This window comes from Flavobacterium sp. FlaQc-30, from assembly GCF_044005885.1.
In the GTDB taxonomy this organism is placed as follows: domain Bacteria; phylum Bacteroidota; class Bacteroidia; order Flavobacteriales; family Flavobacteriaceae; genus Flavobacterium.
The window spans coordinates 285655-303555 of the sequence record NZ_JBIPCO010000008.1 but is presented as its reverse complement, the minus strand read 5'-3'; the positions used below and the strand labels follow the sequence as shown (position 1 = coordinate 303555).

General features: G+C 35.9%; 11 protein-coding genes. 3 read left to right on the top strand and 8 right to left on the bottom strand.

From position 1 onward, the window contains the following. Positions 1-9: 9 nt before the first annotated feature. The 6 genes from ACHRV0_RS18210 to ACHRV0_RS18185 form a co-directional block, all read right to left on the bottom strand. Positions 10-4872, bottom strand: coding sequence for a hypothetical protein (locus ACHRV0_RS18210; RefSeq protein ID WP_395441919.1), 4863 nt, complete (start codon positions 4870-4872; stop codon positions 10-12). Next, complete coding sequence (locus tag ACHRV0_RS18205; RefSeq protein WP_395441918.1) at positions 4869-5942, bottom strand: ComEC/Rec2 family competence protein; 1074 nt, start codon at positions 5940-5942, stop codon at positions 4869-4871. Before ACHRV0_RS18205 ends, ACHRV0_RS18210 begins: the two co-directional genes overlap by 4 nt. Before the next feature lie 59 nt (positions 5943-6001). Further along, positions 6002-6931 (bottom strand): hypothetical protein, encoded by a 930-nt coding sequence (locus ACHRV0_RS18200; protein ID WP_395441917.1) that lies wholly within the window; start codon positions 6929-6931, stop codon positions 6002-6004. 470 nt (positions 6932-7401) lie between these two features. Next, positions 7402-8316, bottom strand: a complete 915-nt coding sequence (locus ACHRV0_RS18195; protein WP_395441916.1) for a hypothetical protein — start codon at positions 8314-8316, stop codon at positions 7402-7404. Between the two features lies 1 nt (position 8317). Further along, positions 8318-9307, bottom strand: a complete 990-nt coding sequence (locus tag ACHRV0_RS18190; RefSeq protein WP_395441915.1) for a hypothetical protein — start codon at positions 9305-9307, stop codon at positions 8318-8320. Positions 9308-9597: 290 nt separating this feature from the next. Then, a complete protein-coding gene (locus ACHRV0_RS18185; RefSeq protein WP_395441914.1) occupies positions 9598-11688 on the bottom strand; it encodes a hypothetical protein in 2091 nt (696 codons plus the stop codon). Positions 11689-12096: 408 nt separating this feature from the next. Between ACHRV0_RS18185 and ACHRV0_RS18180 the strand changes: the two genes are divergently transcribed. Both ACHRV0_RS18180 and ACHRV0_RS18175 read left to right on the top strand, forming a co-directional pair. Further along, the gene (locus tag ACHRV0_RS18180) at positions 12097-12735 is read left to right on the top strand and encodes a hypothetical protein (RefSeq protein ID WP_395441913.1); all 639 of its coding nucleotides are present in this window, start codon (positions 12097-12099) and stop codon (positions 12733-12735) included. Between the two features lie 217 nt (positions 12736-12952). Next, the gene (locus ACHRV0_RS18175; RefSeq protein WP_395441912.1) at positions 12953-14233 is read left to right on the top strand and encodes a DUF6602 domain-containing protein; all 1281 of its coding nucleotides are present in this window, start codon (positions 12953-12955) and stop codon (positions 14231-14233) included. 562 nt (positions 14234-14795) lie between these two features. On the opposite strand, the gene ACHRV0_RS18170 is transcribed toward ACHRV0_RS18175, so the two are convergent. Both ACHRV0_RS18170 and ACHRV0_RS18165 read right to left on the bottom strand, forming a co-directional pair. Beyond that, positions 14796-14960 carry a hypothetical protein gene (locus tag ACHRV0_RS18170; RefSeq protein WP_025572058.1) on the bottom strand — a complete coding sequence of 55 codons (165 nt, stop codon included), beginning with the start codon at positions 14958-14960 and terminating at the stop codon, positions 14796-14798. Continuing rightward, positions 14947-16437: a recombinase family protein gene (locus ACHRV0_RS18165; RefSeq protein WP_395441911.1), complete on the bottom strand. Its 1491-nt coding sequence runs from the start codon at positions 16435-16437 to the stop codon at positions 14947-14949. Before ACHRV0_RS18165 ends, ACHRV0_RS18170 begins: the two co-directional genes overlap by 14 nt. Positions 16438-16665: 228 nt before the next feature. Between ACHRV0_RS18165 and ACHRV0_RS18160 the strand changes: the two genes are divergently transcribed. Further along, entirely contained in the window at positions 16666-17778 is a 1113-nt protein-coding gene (locus ACHRV0_RS18160; protein ID WP_395441910.1) for a DUF4238 domain-containing protein, read from the top strand. The last annotated feature ends 123 nt before the right edge of the window (positions 17779-17901 follow it).

Here is a 17901-nt window from a genome sequence, read left to right as displayed (position 1 = left end):
TCCATTTAATTACTTGAACTGGATCATTTCTTCTTTAAGAATGTATGCTTTAGGAGAGCCTTTGGCTATAAGCAGATCAAGCAGGTAAAGAAAATCCTTATTCAAAACAGTGCTTCCTTTTATCTTGGCCGCATAATTGAAAAATGCCCTGTGGACAAAACGCTCGAGTTTCCTGTTTATTGGCGCATCATTCAAATCAGTTCTCAAAAGTGCCGCCATCCATGAAACCGAATGCGGCATAAAATTCCTGAAACCCGCCCCGGCAAGAAGATCAATAGATTCATTAACGGCATAACTGCCGTACTTTGTGATAAAATCTTTGTAGAACTGCTCTTCCCCTTTAAGATTGTCCCACTTCTCCCTATGTACGTTCCAATCTATATCCAGAAGCAGAACCGATATGAGGAATATACGGCCGCTTGATAAAATCCAGTCCCGAAGCTTATGCCATAAAAACCAGAATTGCTTCACCGTCTGCGATTCGGAATCTGCGAAGATCACCTCCAGTATCAACTGTTTAAGTATATCCTTAATATACAAAAGATCCTTTAGGCCGTCTTTTCTTTCAGGACCAATTAGGGTCAAGTCCAAAAGCTGGACAAAAAGCTCTTCTGCATATGGTCTTGGGCACTGCAGAAGATACTTGGAATAAAATTTTTTAAATACTTCCCTGCATTCAAAAAACTCGTCGTAATTGCGCTGCTGGAACTCCAGCTGTGAAAGATGCTGGGAAAGCATTCCGGCAATGAACTGCTTCTGCTCTTTCATCTCTGTATCGGCGGCAATCATTTCAAGTATACCGTCAAGATGCCAGCGAGACGCATGATCCAGCTCAGGGATCGCTGAAGAAGTTATAAAAGGTTCATCTGCAACAACAGCGCTCTGAAGCTGCTCCTTCCAAAGTGGGTTTTTATCTTTTTCGGAAGCAAAAAAGTAAACGCTCCTGCTGTTAAAATCCGCATTGCTTTTCTCTAGGTATTCAAAAAGTCCATACCAGCAGTTTAAAGAAAACTCAGGTCTCAATTTCCATAAATTTTCACTTATACTGATATATAAGTAGTGCTTAAACCTGTTTTCAATTCGTGCTGTAAGGAGCTGAAAAACCAGCGCCCTAACCTGCGTTTCAGCTTCTTTGTCCAATGCAACTTTAAAGAGCAGCGGTATGCCGTACAATACCGCTTCCTTGTCGATAAGACTGGTTGTAAGATCCGTGTCAAATCCTGGATTATTCTGCGCTAGTTCACTGCCGAGCGAAATCAATTTGCGGTGGCACCAGCCTTTCTCCTCCCCGCTAAGCTCATCAAAGTAATCACGAAGGCCCAGACATGCCATTTTACCCGGTGCAGTCATGATATCAAATGCCGCGTCTCTACCCTGCAGGTAATCGTAGCCTTTTTTCCATGAAGCATACGAAATGTCCCCTGTCTCTTGCCTCTTAAAAGCTTGTGAAGCCCAAACCGTGCCAATCTCTGGAAATGACATGCCTTGAATATCATTAATTGACGCTTCGATTTCTGTATCATATCCCGGGCTTATTTCAATAACTCCTTTTGTTCCCGGCACATCAACGGTCTTGAATTTATATTTCCTTAGGTCCATTTCAAATAAAGCTTTGCGCCATGAAGCATCTGCTTGCGGTATTTCCTTCCATAAGACATCCAGCTGTTCAAAAATCTGAAGGTTCATGGTCCGGCAGCTGAAAACGTAATTGGCAGCAAAACCAATTAACCCGCGGCGGTAAGCCGTCCGGTGCAGTTCTTTATCAGCTGCAATCCTCTCTTTTTTTAAAAACAGATCCGAACCATAATAAAAATTCTGCCCCATCAGATCCGTGGCATATCGGGAGGAATCCCATTCCAGCAGCTGGCGGTTCCCAAGCAGCACCGCAGTAATAGAATCAAGAAGGCCGGGATAAGCCTGTACCACACTGCTTACTACAGCCAGAACCGCACTATTGTTTGTATTGAGCACCAGCTGCTCATTGAGTTCCATAACCTTTTTGTCGCTATCGAGTCCATTTGAAGCCAAATCCAAAAGACCCTTTTCAAGCCCCATCAGAAGCGAACTTATCAGCATATTAGAAGCATTCGCTCCCCTGTAAAGGGTCCAATATTCCAAGCTTCCGTAATAACTTCTGCTTCCATGTTCCTGAAACTGCAGCTCTATCTCCTTCCTCTGGTCAAAATCACGTGCCCTTGCTTCATAATTTTTTTTAAAGGCATCATTTAAAAAGCTTGTCAGGAACAATACCGCCTTATCAGGATGATAGAGGAACATCCAGTAAAAGAATGTCCGGTATGCACTGGAAGAATCATAATCAATATCATCGCTTAAGCCCCAGTAACCGGGCCCGCGTTCAATTTCCAGCATGCTTATCAGGCTGCCGGGACGAGGTTCCCTTTTCTTTTCAATCCAGGTCTGCACCGCCTCAGATAATACAATCTCAGGATAAAACCTGCAGATCTGCTCACCGCTTACATCTTCAATGATCAGTTCTTTTGCATATTCCAGCATGCCCTTATGATGCCACTCACTGTCTTTATTATGAGGATCCACTATTGCATCAAGCAGTTTTTTTACTGCTGGCTGGGCTTTTGAAGTCAGCTTTAGAAAAATCTTAAGCGCTTTTTTAAAGTCGTTTTTAGGAATTGTGCTTCTTGAATAATCAGAAAATGCATCCTGATGTCTTATTAAATGATCCTCCAGAAGAACCGCCGCACTTTGTGAACCGGCAGGAAGCACCACAGGATTAAATTCAGCAAGCTGAAGGGCCCAGTCAAAAATGAGCTCCAAAACTGATTCCTGCATTTGCGGGATTGCGTAAAGGACATCTTTGTTGGCAAGCACAAAATCAATCGCTGCATCCCATCCGGAACCTAAAGGGATAAGATCGTCAAGATCACCCGCTTCTCTGATATTCTTACAGCATGTTCTCAGCAGGTAAATAACATGAAAAAGCTGTCTGGCATTATCTTCAAGAAGATGCTCCTTCAAAGAGTAAAAAACCCCTGAAGCATTTTCTGAACGCAATATATAGATCCTCAATTCGTTTTTCCATGAATCTCCCACTGTAACACTCAGAAGTACGCTTCTGCTGAAATCGTCGGCATCTGAGGGGTGCTCGGTATAAAAATCTTCAAGCCACAATCGGAATGCCCGTCGGACAGCCGGACTGCTGTCAAGACCTGAAAGAAAATCCTCTTCTTTTTGGGCTTTCTGACGCTCCTGCTTAATGTAGCGCACCAGCGCCCAATCCTCCAATATATCATGTGAGGGAGAAAATCTATTTTGAAGTTCTCCCGGCTCTGCATAGATTATATTGTCTTGTATAAGCGCCTGCGTGTTGTGGTCAGGCTCATAAAAAGTATAGAGCTCCATGGCTTTTGCCCTTTTCAGGGCGATAGCAGCAAACGCAGCTCCTCTATTGCTGTCGCCTGCCTCTATGATCTCCTCCCACATTAGCTTTTTAAAGCCCGCCTCATCAAGGCTTTCTGCATCCTTGACCATTGGGTAGATTCGCAGTGCTTTATCCAGATAATACGGCGTGCAAAGCAGATGGGTCAGCTTCTGATTTTTAAGCAGAGGGCTGATTTGCGGCAGTGATGCCTTAATCTGCATCATTTCCTGCTCATTGAATTCACTGATCTGGTAAAATATATCTAGACCAGGGAATTCATGGTTGTAAAAAATTTTAAACTTCTGCAGCATATAATCACGAATCGTTACAACCATTCCGATACGCAAGTTCTTTTTTACTAAAGCCAAGAGTTCTGTAAACGCGCCTCCAAATCCACTTTCTGCAAGTTTTTCAAAACTTTCAATCCAAAAAACGACTCTTTTCCCTGCCAAGGGACTCTCTATTATCTGCTGGATGCTGACGCCGTAACCTGCCTTAAGGAGCGCTTCATGAAGTGAGGGAGCAGCAAGCTGCTCTGCAGTAAAAGCTATAACTGCTGTCTGGGCGCTTTTCTCTAATTCATTGAGTACAGTTTTAGCCATAGCCGATTTTCCTGTACCGGCCTTTCCGTACAGCACCAGCATACTGCTGTTTGTGAGAATTTGCAGCGGCCTTTTCATATCTCTTGCAATATGGACCTCACCAATGGTGTCACGCGTTTTAATATCTACCGCCGACCTGTTTGCTTCTATTTTATCAAATGCATCAATTACCGCATCATCTTCCTCCGGATTGACAGTCGCCAATTTTTCAAAACCTTCCGGAACAAGGTGGTTGTATGTCATAATTGCTGTTGCAAAAAACCGGCTTTTTTCTTCGTAAGTATGAAGTATGCCCATCAAATACAGGTTATCTTTGATCAAAGTAAACACACCGCTTCCTGAAAGTCCCTGGACATTTGAAACCGCTGACTGATATCGTGTATCAAGAGATCCATCAAAATTTAAGCTGAACAGATTTTTATTGTCTTTAGAATACTCTTCGAAATTGAGCTCGTAGGGACGATCTTCCTGTCCGCTGTTGAAATCAGCAAATCCTCTGATAAGACATTCCCCAGTTAAAGATGCTCTGTCAATTATCGGAAAAAAACACTTTACTCCCGACAATTCTTCTATATTTGTTTTTGGAATTATGATCAAAGCAAGATCAAGTTCATTGCTGCTGGTGCAGACTATTTTATCAGTTTGGGAAACAGTGTAAGAATGCCAGGTGTTGTCGGCAGGATTAAAAATCTTTTCTATTGTTATATCCTCATTGACGAAATCCTGATCAAAATTTTCCCCCACAAGACAATGTTTGGCCGTAAAAACATAAATATAGTCAAAGGCCTCGCCTGGGGAATACAAAAGGGCTGTACCCGTTTCCTCTTTGCATTTGATTTTTACCGTGGCATACTGAAACAACTCCTTTTTCATATGCTATTATTTAAAGCGGGATAATTTAAAATGATTGCCGGATGCTCTTCTTCAATAAAGGTCTGGATGAAATTAAAGCGCTGCTCGGGATTTTCATCCGAATTAAATATTGATCTGATCTGGTCAGTGCCCGAGGTGTACTTAAATTCAAGACCGCGGCCGTTTTGCTGATGATGATGTAAAATTCTTGCCATTGTTTCTTTATCTGGATGCTTATTGCTTATTCCGTTTGCAGAAATTACGTATACAGCTGTATCAATAAAAGTTAACAGCTCGGGACTTGTATTATTCTTGCTTCCATGATGGGACACTTTTACAAAATTTACTTTTATGGGATTCTCTTTTGTATAACCCAGGGTTTTAAGTCCGTTCACCGCATCTGAAGGATGTCCGTCAGCTAGGAATAAGCCACGGACTGATTTGAATTTCAGCAAAAATATGATGGAAGATCCGTTTACAATATCTGCATTTTCTGTAAATTCGGTTGCTGTAAACTCCTCAATTTTCTTATGATGATCACTTTGTCGACGAGAAATTTTTGCTCCTCCCTTTACTTCTCTTTTATTCCAATCCAGATCTGCAGCTGCAATTTTTTCCAAGGTCGGTCCCAAAAGGGTAAGCTCCAGACCGTAAAAATCCACTGTTCCGGTTTCAATGGTAATTTTTTCTTTGAGCAGTTTGCCGGTATTTTCCAGATAGCTTCGAAGCGCAATTCCCTGCTTATAACCTACTTTACCACCTAGTGAAGGCATTCTAAATTCAGCATGATTAAACCAGAATAACTTTATCAATTCTTGGTTTTCATTATGAGTTTTATCCGCAATAAAGCTAATAACTGCGCCAATGTGATCCAGATCAATATGGGTAATTATCCATAAATCTACAAACTCCCCCGATTGGGAAATAGCATCCAGGACTGGTTTAAATATCTCATCGTAAGATCCTATATAACCTCCGTCAATCAAGATATTATGCCATAAATGGTCGTTTCCACGATATCTTATCCATACTGCATCTCCTCCCTGAGCATCAAAAAAACTAATACTCAATTCGTTCGGGTTTAAATTCATCAAATAACATTTCAATATTAACAAACAATTCAATTCTGCCAACAGAGGCAACATCTTCTTTATATTTTTTTAGCTGCAGAAAGATATGCTATTTCCCTTCCCGGCGCCTGCATTTCAGCTTCGTAAAGTTCGATTTTTTTTTCACTGAGCGAAAACATTGTATCTGCAATTTTGCCAAAATTAAGTTTAACCACATTCTCTATAATATCGGCCGCTGCAGTTACAAAAATACGCATGCCGCTGTGGGCGTACTTTAATTTGTGAAATTTTAAATGCATTTCATATTCATTGAGAAGGTGATCAATTCGTTCGCTGATTTCATGTCTTGTGTAATCCTGCCGACTGATATCCTGCATCCAGACCCTCAAAGCTGTAAATCTGGCGGCAGAATCAGGATCAGATCGATAATCTATTATCTGCTGCCACGAAACATTCTCATTTGGAACAGGAAGCTTAGAGAGTACGACCTCTAAAACCTTCGATGAATTTTTTTCTGACTCTCCAAGTCCGTAATCCAAAAGAGCAGCCGTTTTATCTCTAGAAAAACTATTTAGAAAAATAGAAGAAATACGGGTAGCATCATTCTCTGAAGCATCAACGGAATCCATGTATTGATGAATTATTTTTTCCATCATCTTTTTTGAAGGATTTTTTGGAAATTTTTTTACATCCATCGGCTTATTGATTTTCGATACCTTCTTAACTAAAGGCAACAGCTCCGGACCTATTCCGCCCTTAAATTCTTTTACCACATAATTAACCATTTCTGATAAGTTGAAATGGTGCAGCAATTTTGCATCGTAAGCGGGTTGTAGTTCTTTGCGCAACTTTTCAAGATAATGCGGATCACTGGTATCCAGTTCGTCAAAAATTGTAAAATTATTAAAGCTGCAGATATGAACCTGGTCAAAGTAAAGCAGGTCTCTCTTTACCAGATTAACAGCGTTATATGCGAAATTAAATGATGAAGGTCTAAGTCCTAACTGCATTTGTTTTAACTTTTTGTAATGCTATAAATTTGTAAGAATTTATCATATCAAAACAGCTCTTCATTTTTAATTCTGCAAAGTTTTTCGGTAAACATATTTTCACATTAGTTAACGTTGTCTATTATAATTCAGATTACCTAATTTTACTAAAAAGTAATTTTAGCACATAACGATATACACATGTAAATCCTACACTAAAATCCCCAACAGTAAATCCATACCAAAATATTAAAGACATGTAGAGACAGCCTCTGCTTCCAGTAAGCCAAGCTGTTCAAATCATCCAGAAAATATATATAAATTTGTCTCGCCACGCCAATTTTTTAATATTGGTACTAAATACGATAGGTTAGAATCTTTTTTTTTCATTTATTTTCTTTCTCTAAAATAAGATTAAAAAAAGAGTATTCAGGCTAAATCAACGAAACAGAGTAAACCTGAATAAGCGACAACATTTTTTGATGAAAATTTTACCCTGCCTGCATTGGCCTGCTGAATTTCACCCTGTCGCAATTGAATTTGATACTATGATATCCTTTCACTGGCTGGCTGAATGGAATGAAAATATATTCGAGCTTATTATTCCAGTATTTAAAATAAATTTTATTAGCCTTCGGGTAAAGGATTTTAGACGAAAATGTATCCTTTTTTTGACAATGCTCATCGTAGATTGTATATTTTGTTTTATTGAGACTGTCCACATTCTTGTTTAGTGCTTGTGAAGCTGCTTTTTTATCATCCGGGATTTTAAAAGAGAGATAACGGAAATTATCTACTTTTTCAAATGCAACCTCATGATTGGAAGACAAATAGACATTTTCGGTAGACACAAAAACCCTTCTCTCCATTTTGTTTTGATTAACAAAAACCCTTTTTATCTTATAATTATCAATTACAGAAAGATTCATATAATCTTTATCAATAATATTAAAACTCCATTCTTGTGCCATTTTGTTATTTTTAAACTCTACCCTTCTAATATTTTTTTGAGGTTTTGCAATCTCAATGCCAAAGTAGAATGTGTTCAAATAAAAACCATTCGGGTAAGTTTTTTTTCCGCTGTGGATCAAATAGCTGTCTGTTTTGTCATATATATATCTAGAAGGTGTTGTGGCGATATAGATGACTTCCCTATTGGGATTAAATATTAGATACTGCACTTCTATTAATGTATTATTTCTGTTTATTTTATTTGATAATGAAATTGAATCTTTCGTTTTCTCAAAATTTTCATTCAAATAAAGTTTCCTGATAAATACATTTGACGCAGAATCAACATTAATAAAATTCAAGGAATAACACTCATTTGAATAGTACCAAGTCCGCCCGCAACCCGAAATCAATACAGTTATCATCAAACTAAAAAAATAAAATATCTTTTTCATATTATAAATTTTTAAAAGTTGAACTTTTGAGGTAATAAGAAGGTTCCAGTGCATAACTGAAATCGTAGGGCACAATATGAAAAGAGTTGTTGATCAGCCAGTGTATTAGATGCTGGCCGTCGAATCTAGTGGAGTTATAAAACGCTGCCGCTAGACCGTAGCCGTGATTTTCATCATTTGATAAAAAATTAAACTTCCACAAGCTTTTGTTGAACTCTCTTTGGTACTCTTCCTTATAGTCTACATTCGACGCATTAATCGAATTGGCCAATTCAAATGAACTTAAATTAAAACCTGTGAATTTGTGATAAGATACCTCTAGGGAATATGATCTCAATTCAGAAATATTCCCATAGCCGTTATTATATGAAAGAACTCCACCACCTGTGTAATATCGGTCCTTTCCATCTCCCAAAAGAATGTGCTGAAAAGGAGTGCCGTCGTTATAATAGGAGAGCTGCACTCCACTGCAATTGAGATTTAAAAAACCTAAACGCTGAAAAGATCTTGCACCGTCTGTTGTAAAAACCAAATTAGTTCCCAGAGATACAGAATAATTATATGGGTTCTGCAATGAGGGAACTGCAAAATCCGCAAAATAACGCAGCGGATTGTTTCTCGAAAGAGAAAGCGTTTCTGTTTGATAACTTTTATCTAGATCGCCGGCAGTAAGGGTAAATGCAATTACTGCATCAAAGGTGCTATACCTATTTAATGGATTTTTTTTAGACCGTGAACCCAAGCCTCCATTATATAACTGAAATTCACAATTAATTGAAGGATAAAGGTTATCCGAAAGCCATTTGCCGGCCGCCCCTACATTTGAGGAAATTCTGAAATTGAAAAGAGGCTCATCTTTAGCATTATTTGACAGCTCAATTTTTGCTTTTATGCTGGCCCCATACTGAAGTTGATCAATTAAAATACTTTCCTGCGAAAAGACGCATCTGCCACTCATTATCAAAATGACTATTAAAAACTTTTTAATCATAAGAAAATCTTTTTAACTATTATAAAATCACGGAGTAATTTTATTTGCTTCTGATTTTTTCACCATCTTCATATAAGGTGCAATTATTCAAAGTTTCATTTTATGCGATTATGCTATAACTCTAGTAGATTTCAGTTTCAATTAAAATACAAAAAGCTAAATTTTCCATTATATTTGTTAAGTATAAATACATATTTTTTAAAGCCTACCTGCACTATTCCAGATGATGATTCTACAGCGCAAGAATTTCATTATTTTCAATAACAAATTCCGATTTACATTTTAGATGACTAATCAGATGTTTTATTATACATATTTCCTTTTTTAAGATTAAAAAGAGGAATATCAACCAGAATTCCTGCGCTTAGCCTAAAAATGTTATTCTCATTGACAATATTGCTTTCATCTTTGATATCGCGCAAAAGAGGCGTAAATTGACCACTGATTGAAAAGCTTATAGGACTATTATTTACACCAAAAATTATAAACAAACCAGGTGAGAAGATCTGTTCCCATTTTATTTCCTCCGGCAGCCCCTGAGCCTCATCGTTGGTAAATCTATAGCTGAAGGGAGCACCAATATCTATTACAGACAAAAAAAATGAAACAGATCCAGAACTCTCTTTCTTAAGACAGAGCCTTCGCGAATATGAAATCCCAACAGGTGCCGTAATGCCATATGCAAAACTTTCACTAGCATCAAATTCATAACCTCCATATATTCCCGGAAAAGCATTTACATCCCATGAATGGGAATAGTATCTTTTAATACGGTATGAATTCACTGGCATGGCATAGTTCTCTATAATCTTCTTAACATTTTCACTGTTATCGGATTCTGAGGCCGCTATTATATCTGCTAAAAAATTGCAGTAATAGAAATATTCTTTAAGTGCCTCATCACTATTTGCATCAACTGTTACTTCCTCAGAGAACACATGTTGAAGAAAATCTGTGCTTAGCAGAATACATTCCGCATAATTTTTTTGTCCAAGTGCGTTATTAAATCCAATTACATCCTGAACTATAGGCTTGATCTTTTTATAGTAAGACGATTCATAATATCCTGGATCATCCAGAAGTATATAAATTGATTCCATATTTATATCGAAAAGCTTAAAAAAGGAATTCAGATAACTGGAATAATCCTCTAGTGTCTTACCACTGTCCTTTTTATCGGCTTCGTCCCGCACTTCTTTCAGTAATTCTATTACATTGGAAAACTCAGCACTCATGTGCTCAATATGATCGTAAAATATTAAATAGTTGTTAATGCTGATTTTGGATTTTAAACTCTCTCCACCGGCTTTTTGGATTTTCTCAAATAATTTTCTTTGTACCCCCTGCTGATAAATTAAGGCAGTCAAGTACTTTTTACTGCTGGTATCCAAACTTTTTAAATCATTAACCGATGCCCACTCTTTTATCTGGGTACTTCCATTGACCTTCTCAAAGGTCAGATTGGATGAAATTAGCGACAACAATCCCAGGACCTGGCTCGACTCGAAACTATAATCTTTGATAAGAATCCTATTGCTACCTAGTTTTTCAATAATAGCAATTGGATGCATTCCTTTTTTTGCATAGGATATGGCATCAAATGAAATAATTGCAAATTTACCAACATTGGTACTGGTAAGACTACTTCTGACAATAATTTCCAATTGCTCAGGCAGTGTTATAAGATCTTTTTTAAATGCCGTTACCCACGTTTTTCCCAAAGATGGTGTATCAAAGTATTTCTTACTGCTTAACATCAGATATGTATTTGGGAAAAGTTTTTTTAACTCAAGGGTCAGCATAACAGGTTTTCCAACAGAATCTTTTACATTTTTCAATTGAACAGTTATGACTTTGTCAAGTTTTGTTTTAAAATTTTCGTAAAACGAAATTGTGAGCTCCTGTTTTACACGATCAACCAGAAATTTTGCCAGTGCATCGACAAGCACCGTTGTCATATCCTGCCCTTTTAGAGGCAAATCCGTCATTGGTTCTGGCGGGCAACCTTTATCTGCAAACCTGCCGGCTTTATCTGGACACTTATCTTTGCTGTCAGAAATACCGTCTCCATCAGTATCAGCATGCCCGCCGGCCGCTGTAACAGTAGAAGCCAAATAGGCTTCCGCCCGGTTTAAAGTTTCCAATGATTGTGGTATATCAATTACAAAAGCTGCTTCACTAAACGGATTATCTAAAAATGATTTTAAATTATCCACCTCCATTTTATAAGATCTCGTACTGTATAAATCATCAGCCTGCAGTTTTTTAATTTGCGAAAGAATAACTGCCACTTTTGGCGTTGTTAATAACTTTGCATCGCGATAGGCATTTTGTGCTGAACAGTATACTGAAAACAATAAAACAATAGTAATTTTTTTCATAAGCAGTAATTAAATCTATAGCACTAAAGTACCTAATTATCACCTATTTAAAATGCGTACATTTACCTGTTTACTCTTTTGAAAGGGATTACCTTTTTACCACAAAATGCAGACAAGTTTTTTCTAATAATTTAACGTAGATATTGAGATTAAATTTGCCCTAACAATCTTTTACTTTAAAATCCATCTTTATCCGGAGAGCTTGGGCTCTTAAAAAAAACTGAATTGTCGGATTTACATATGAATTTTTCGATAATGAATATAAATTAGGTATTTATACGTACTTTTTATCTAAATAAAATCGATAATTTTAGTGACAAAATATCTCAAATACTAGCTGCAGTGAATCTCTTTTATTACTGTTTAATATCAATTATGCAGATAATACTAATCTAATTCATTATATTTATGGAAAAGAAATATTTATTGCTTCTGATCATTTTACTGAACAGTTTTACAGTTAGTGCTCAATCAAGTGGCTCAAGTAGATTCTACTATTCTGGCAGCGATGAAAGGATAAAGCAAGCTATTAAGATCGCCGATGACATTTTATCTAGCGAAAGATTTTGGAATGACCTTAAAAACTGGAGCGATCAATATATCGACAATACTGATACTTTGAGTTACAGCATGGCAAAACTTGCAGATGTACTTAAAGCTTATCGAAAAACTACAAATATTGAACTGGCACCAAAAGTATCCTTTCATATTTCTAATGCACTTACCAACGAAGAACGCACTCTTATAACTCGCCGTGGCTACAAGCAGGATTTAAATAGTTTGGCTGTAACTATTGTACACGAATGGGCACATTCCGTTGATTATGGAATGCATGGCGCAAATAATCTACAGTTCCAACACTTTGATGATCAATCCAGATGCTTAAATAAAGAAACCGCATCATATAGAGTTGAAAGGATCATGGAATTAATACTTGGAAATCAAGACTTTGCACAAAATTGCCCCTGTCAACTCCCGTGTTATTTACCATGTGAAAAACCAAGCACCTGCCTCCCTCCAGATAAAATAATTTTACCCGATCGCTAGGATGTTAGCGCGGAATTGTTCCCGAGGCTTCGGGACCGTTCCCGCAATACGAATCTTGCTGCAGAGATACTGCAATTAAATAAAATGTTCTTTATAATAATAGACAACTACTTCTCATTCAAAAAATTTTGCGCCACTTACAAATAAAAATGATACTTTAGAGGTAGAAAAATTTTCTGGAAAAGAGAAAAGAAGCTCTAAAAAAAAACTTTTAATAATGATTAATACCGTTTCAGACTTTTTAGAAGAATTTAAAAAAAAAGCGTTAGGAACTATTCTAAAAAATGACAGTAATATTTCTCATACTCCAACTATTGGGAACATGTACGAAGGTCTTACGTCAGAAATTTTAAACCAAGCAATATTTAAAGACCTTGATCTGCGTATAGTAAACAATAGTTTTATTTATAATGATCAAGGTAAGCTAAGTGATGAAATAGACTGTATGCTTGTAGCGGGTGAAGGAACTGAAATATCTTTTACTAAAACACAATTTAAATACCATGTACAAAATGTAATAGCGGTTTTTCAAGTGAAGAAAAATCTATACAAAAAAGATCTGGATGACGCCCACGAGAACTTACAATCGGTCAATGTCGTAGCGGAAAGCCAAAAATTGCAGCTGTATGAACTTAACATTTTTCGGGATGCCTACAGGGCATTAACATCAACTGACTTACCTGATCAAAAAACTTTAGAAAATTTTAACGACAGGCAAAATACAATCTACAATTATTTGCTTCTTGAAGCAACAACCCCCTTAAGAATTGTAATTGGCTATTACGGCTACAGCTCTGAATATACTTTGCGTGAGGGCTTTGCTAAACTTTTACAGGAAAAAATTGTGAGAGGTCCGGTAAAAGGCTATCATCCCCAAAGTTTTCCGAGCTTAATTATCTGTGGAAACAGTACCATTTTAAAAAACAATGGAATGCCAATGGGAATTCCGCTTCTAAACGAAGAATACTACTTTCCGATTTTAGTGTCTTCTGCAAATAAACCTATGTATCACCTTTTAGAACTTATTTGGACACGTCTTTCATATAAATTTGAAATAAGTTCCACCATTTTTGGTAATGATTTTGGAAGAGAACTTTCCCATACCTTTTTATCATGCGCAGAAAAGAAAATTAATGATTCCTGGGGCTGGGATTACTCTTATTTTTACCAGCGAAAAAAAGATCTAGCAGCACCGCTTGGATATATTCCATGGTCTCCGATAGAATTATGCATAGATAAATTAAAAGTTGTTAAAGTACTGATAGAAACAGGCGAAATTGACATCGCAAACGATTCATCATTTTTAGCGTTTATAGAAGAAAGTAAAATTGATATTCAGATGTTTATAAACTCAATGGTATCTGAAAATCTTATATATACACGTAATAATAAAATAAGATTATTTATAGATGAGCCCCTGATCATTTCACATGATGGAAAAGTATACATTGGAGAGAATAAAAATTTAGAAATGGAAACATATTTTCTAAATAAATAAAAAAGAGTATAAAATGGCATTAAAAAAGCTACCAATGATATCCTTATGCTGATGTCTTTTTGGCGGAGAAAAACATTTGAAAGGAATTACTTTTGTGCCACAAAACCTAAATCGAATAAAGTAATTCATAGAGCCAAAGAAAGACAATACTACCTTAACTTAAAACAATCTTTTAAAATCTTCCATAAAATTTGTAAATTTATATATCAGTTTAATTCGATGAATCAACTGAGTTTTTACAATTTTTGCATCAATCCCCAACAGGACATCTAAACCAAATTTACATAGCCAATGCAAGACAGACACTACATATAGAAAGCCAATTTCTTCAAATCATCCAAAAATGATGTTGTAATTTGTCCTGTCCCCGTCACTTAAGGAGACAACTATATAATAGTTGTCTCTTTTTTTATGCACAAACATATAGATTTTTCAAGCCTTCACAGCCTAATATTTGTGGTTCGATTTTTTCACAAGAAATTCTTAGTCTGTTTGAAATAAACAGTCTTAAAGTGGCACTATTAGAGATTTAATCGAAGCTGAACGATGGTTCGAAATCCCGTTAAGGATATAGGATTTTTTTCTCTTTTGGTTTATCGTAATTTTTTGATACTAAATATAGTAATTCCAAAATAATTTTGGCTTCCTTCTCATCTACCTGAATACCATTCTTGGAAAGAATAATAACGGCTTTTTCTACTGAAACATTCTTCTCAATGAAATTCATTTTTTTTATTGGTTTTTCGGTTACTTTTTTTTGATAGTATTTTTAAAAAAGCTTGATTTAGATTTAAAGAAAGTGCTCCTGTTTTAAAATCAATATCAGTCGGTGGAATAAGATTTACAAGATGCCTTTTGTCTGAGACATCAAATTCAGAAAATCTTTGAAAGATTTCGACTAACGCTTTCTCTTCTAATTGATTTTTTTTATCAATGGCTTTTAATTTAGCAGTAATATCACGTGCTTCCTTTTTAAGATTTTTGTAGCTGACTTGATTCTCTTTTTTTAATTCATTGTAGTCATCAATTTTTAATATTCCAGCTATAAATAATTTCCTGCCTCGAGAAAGGGTTACTCTCTCCTCTTTTATTTTCCTCTCTAATACTTTTTGAGCATATAAATAACTTGCTTTCTGTGTCTTTATATTCTGGTCTTCTAAAATGTTCTTAAATAATTCAATTGTATTATTTGAGAGTATCAATTGTTGAAGTTTATTTTGATAACAATCATTAAGAAAGACCGCATCTATCCTTGTTTTACAACCATCATGACAATGATAATATGGATATTTTTTTGACCTTCCTTTTGAAACACTTCCGCTAAGTTTTCGATCACAAACAGGACATATTAAAAAACCTCTAAGAAAAAATAACGATTGTAAATCATTTCTTTTAGCAGTAGTTCTTCTCTTTGTATTAATAACAGACTGAACCTGATTAAATAAAGACTCTGCTATTAAAGGTTCATGTAATCCTTTTACCATCTGCTCTTCACTAGAATCAAGTTTGACTGGTATAAGCCCGCAATAAACTGGGTTGTGCAATATCCTGAAAAAGTGTGATCTTGAACATATTAACCCTTTATCATGAGCTATTTTCATGATTTCAGTTATTTTATGATCATTCTTGGCGACTTGATAAAAAGCCCATTTTATAATTTCGGCTTCAGGCTCTTTAGGAGCGATACCTTTTTTACCATCCATTGATGTCAAATTAATAAATCCTAATGGTGCCTTACTGGGATATCTACCCATCAACTTCGCGCGACGAATGCCATTTGAAGTGTTTTGAGCTCTTCGTGTATTTTCTGCTTCCGGTACAGCTAAATATACAGCCAGCATAACTGTGCTTTCCGGCACAGAGAAATCAATCGGCTGATCAATAGCCTTTGCTGTTGTTTTATATCTCCGAAGCTTACCAATCATTTCGTATGCATATTCAATATTACGACTGAATCGATCCCATTTGATAAATAGTATATTTTTATCTTCTCCTGATGATTTCTTTTTAATTTCTGAAAATAATTGATTCCATTCTGGTCTGTTGAAACTCTTCGCGGAGAAATCTTCACGATAAATTCCTTTGACTTCGATATCGTAATATTTACAATACTTCAATAGTCTGTCCTCCTGTTCTGGCAAGGAGTAACCTTTTCTTTTTTGTTCGTCCGTACTTACACGAACGTATAAATAGGCTGACTTCATATAATAATATATTGGTTAGATTTACTACTTAATATTTTTATACATTAACTTATTAATAAAAAAGTTATCATGTTGTTCTAGTAAAACGCTATACATAATAAAAATATATACAACCCATTAAAATTCAATAGCTTTTTTAAAAAAAATGATATTGTATTCACAGCTTTTAATTGCTAAATTTAAGCAAAGCATAACAATAGTTATTCTGTTTTATAAAGAGAATGCAAAATGGCACAAAAAAAACAAATTCCGAAAATACAGCACTTCGTACCACAATTTTTCCAGCGTTTCTTCTCCTTTGAGAATAATGGAAAAACCATCGGCATGTTCGAGACTAATAGGAATGTTTTTAAAAGTCATGTAAAAATATCCTCGCATCTAGGCAGAAAACATTTTTATGGACGTGATGGCGAGCTTGAAGAGTGGCTTGCAAAGCTCGAATCAGATTCTGCGCCAATCTTTAGAGAAATGTGGGAAGGAGAAAAACTGCCTATTCCACAAAGTCCTAATCATTCTAAAATGCTGCATTTCCTGATTATTTTGGATCTTCGAAATCCTATTCATTTCAAAATTCTAAAAAACTTTGAGCAAAAACTTCCAAATACTAAATCCAAAATCAGTGAAGGTAATATTTCTACCGATATGATTCCAGGATTACAAGAACAACAATCCGATAAAGGCAAACTAAATTCGCTAAAGTCTGCCGAACTACTGGTGCCAGATCTTTTGAGCCTGAAATATAAGCTCATTAAAAACAAAACCTCAAATCCTTTTATTATTTCGGATAATCCACTTGTCATGTATAATCAGTTTTTAGAAAAAAGAAACTGGAAGTTTGGCAGCCAGAGAGATTTTGGATTAAAAGGGCTGCAGCTTTTCCTGCCGCTAAATGATTCGTATATGTTAGCTATATATGATTCTGATATCTATAAACTTGGAAATAAAAAAGAGCAGATAGTATCTATACACGATAAAAACAGTATTGACCAGCTTAATCTCCTACAGTTTCTTAATTCCGAATCTACTGTTAATTTCAATCACAAAGCTTCCGAACATTATATCCGAACACTCCAAGAAAAATCGAAAAAATATAAAAAAGCTAATGATGATTTTATTAACGTGCATGAATTAAAAGCCCCAAAAGGTATTGATAACCTTACAGCGCAAATGATTGAAATGGGAGTATCGGATTTGAATGTTAGGCTCTCTCTTCAGAAATTAAATTTTATCTCAAAATCTTGTGCAGTTAAACTGCATACGATTCAAGATCAGTACAGGAAAAATGTCAAATTCAATGGGCATACTTATAAAGTATATACAATTCTGCCAATTATTGAATAGTCATAATAAGTAAAAAAAATCTGAAACTATAATTTTATCTATTCTGATATAAAAACCGGAATAAAAGTTCTGATAATTTACTCCTTTCCATTTTCCATTTTTTGTTTGAACATGAACTTTTCA

What these genes read in the sequence shown, in the direction of transcription:
- ACHRV0_RS18205 (WP_395441918.1), bottom strand. Translation starts at nt 5,942, where the DNA reads ATGAATTTAAACCCGAACGAATTGAGTATTAGTTTTTTTGATGCTCAG.
- ACHRV0_RS18190 (WP_395441915.1), bottom strand. Translation starts at nt 9,307, where the DNA reads ATGATTAAAAAGTTTTTAATAGTCATTTTGATAATGAGTGGCAGATGC.
- ACHRV0_RS18175 (WP_395441912.1), top strand. Translation starts at nt 12,953, where the DNA reads ATGATTAATACCGTTTCAGACTTTTTAGAAGAATTTAAAAAAAAAGCG.
- ACHRV0_RS18170 (WP_025572058.1), bottom strand. Translation starts at nt 14,960, where the DNA reads ATGAATTTCATTGAGAAGAATGTTTCAGTAGAAAAAGCCGTTATTATT.
- ACHRV0_RS18210 (WP_395441919.1), bottom strand. Translation starts at nt 4,872, where the DNA reads ATGAAAAAGGAGTTGTTTCAGTATGCCACGGTAAAAATCAAATGCAAA.
- ACHRV0_RS18185 (WP_395441914.1), bottom strand. Translation starts at nt 11,688, where the DNA reads ATGAAAAAAATTACTATTGTTTTATTGTTTTCAGTATACTGTTCAGCA.
- ACHRV0_RS18200 (WP_395441917.1), bottom strand. Translation starts at nt 6,931, where the DNA reads ATGCAGTTAGGACTTAGACCTTCATCATTTAATTTCGCATATAACGCT.
- ACHRV0_RS18195 (WP_395441916.1), bottom strand. Translation starts at nt 8,316, where the DNA reads ATGAAAAAGATATTTTATTTTTTTAGTTTGATGATAACTGTATTGATT.
- ACHRV0_RS18165 (WP_395441911.1), bottom strand. Translation starts at nt 16,437, where the DNA reads ATGAAGTCAGCCTATTTATACGTTCGTGTAAGTACGGACGAACAAAAA.
- ACHRV0_RS18160 (WP_395441910.1), top strand. Translation starts at nt 16,666, where the DNA reads ATGGCACAAAAAAAACAAATTCCGAAAATACAGCACTTCGTACCACAA.
- ACHRV0_RS18180 (WP_395441913.1), top strand. Translation starts at nt 12,097, where the DNA reads ATGGAAAAGAAATATTTATTGCTTCTGATCATTTTACTGAACAGTTTT.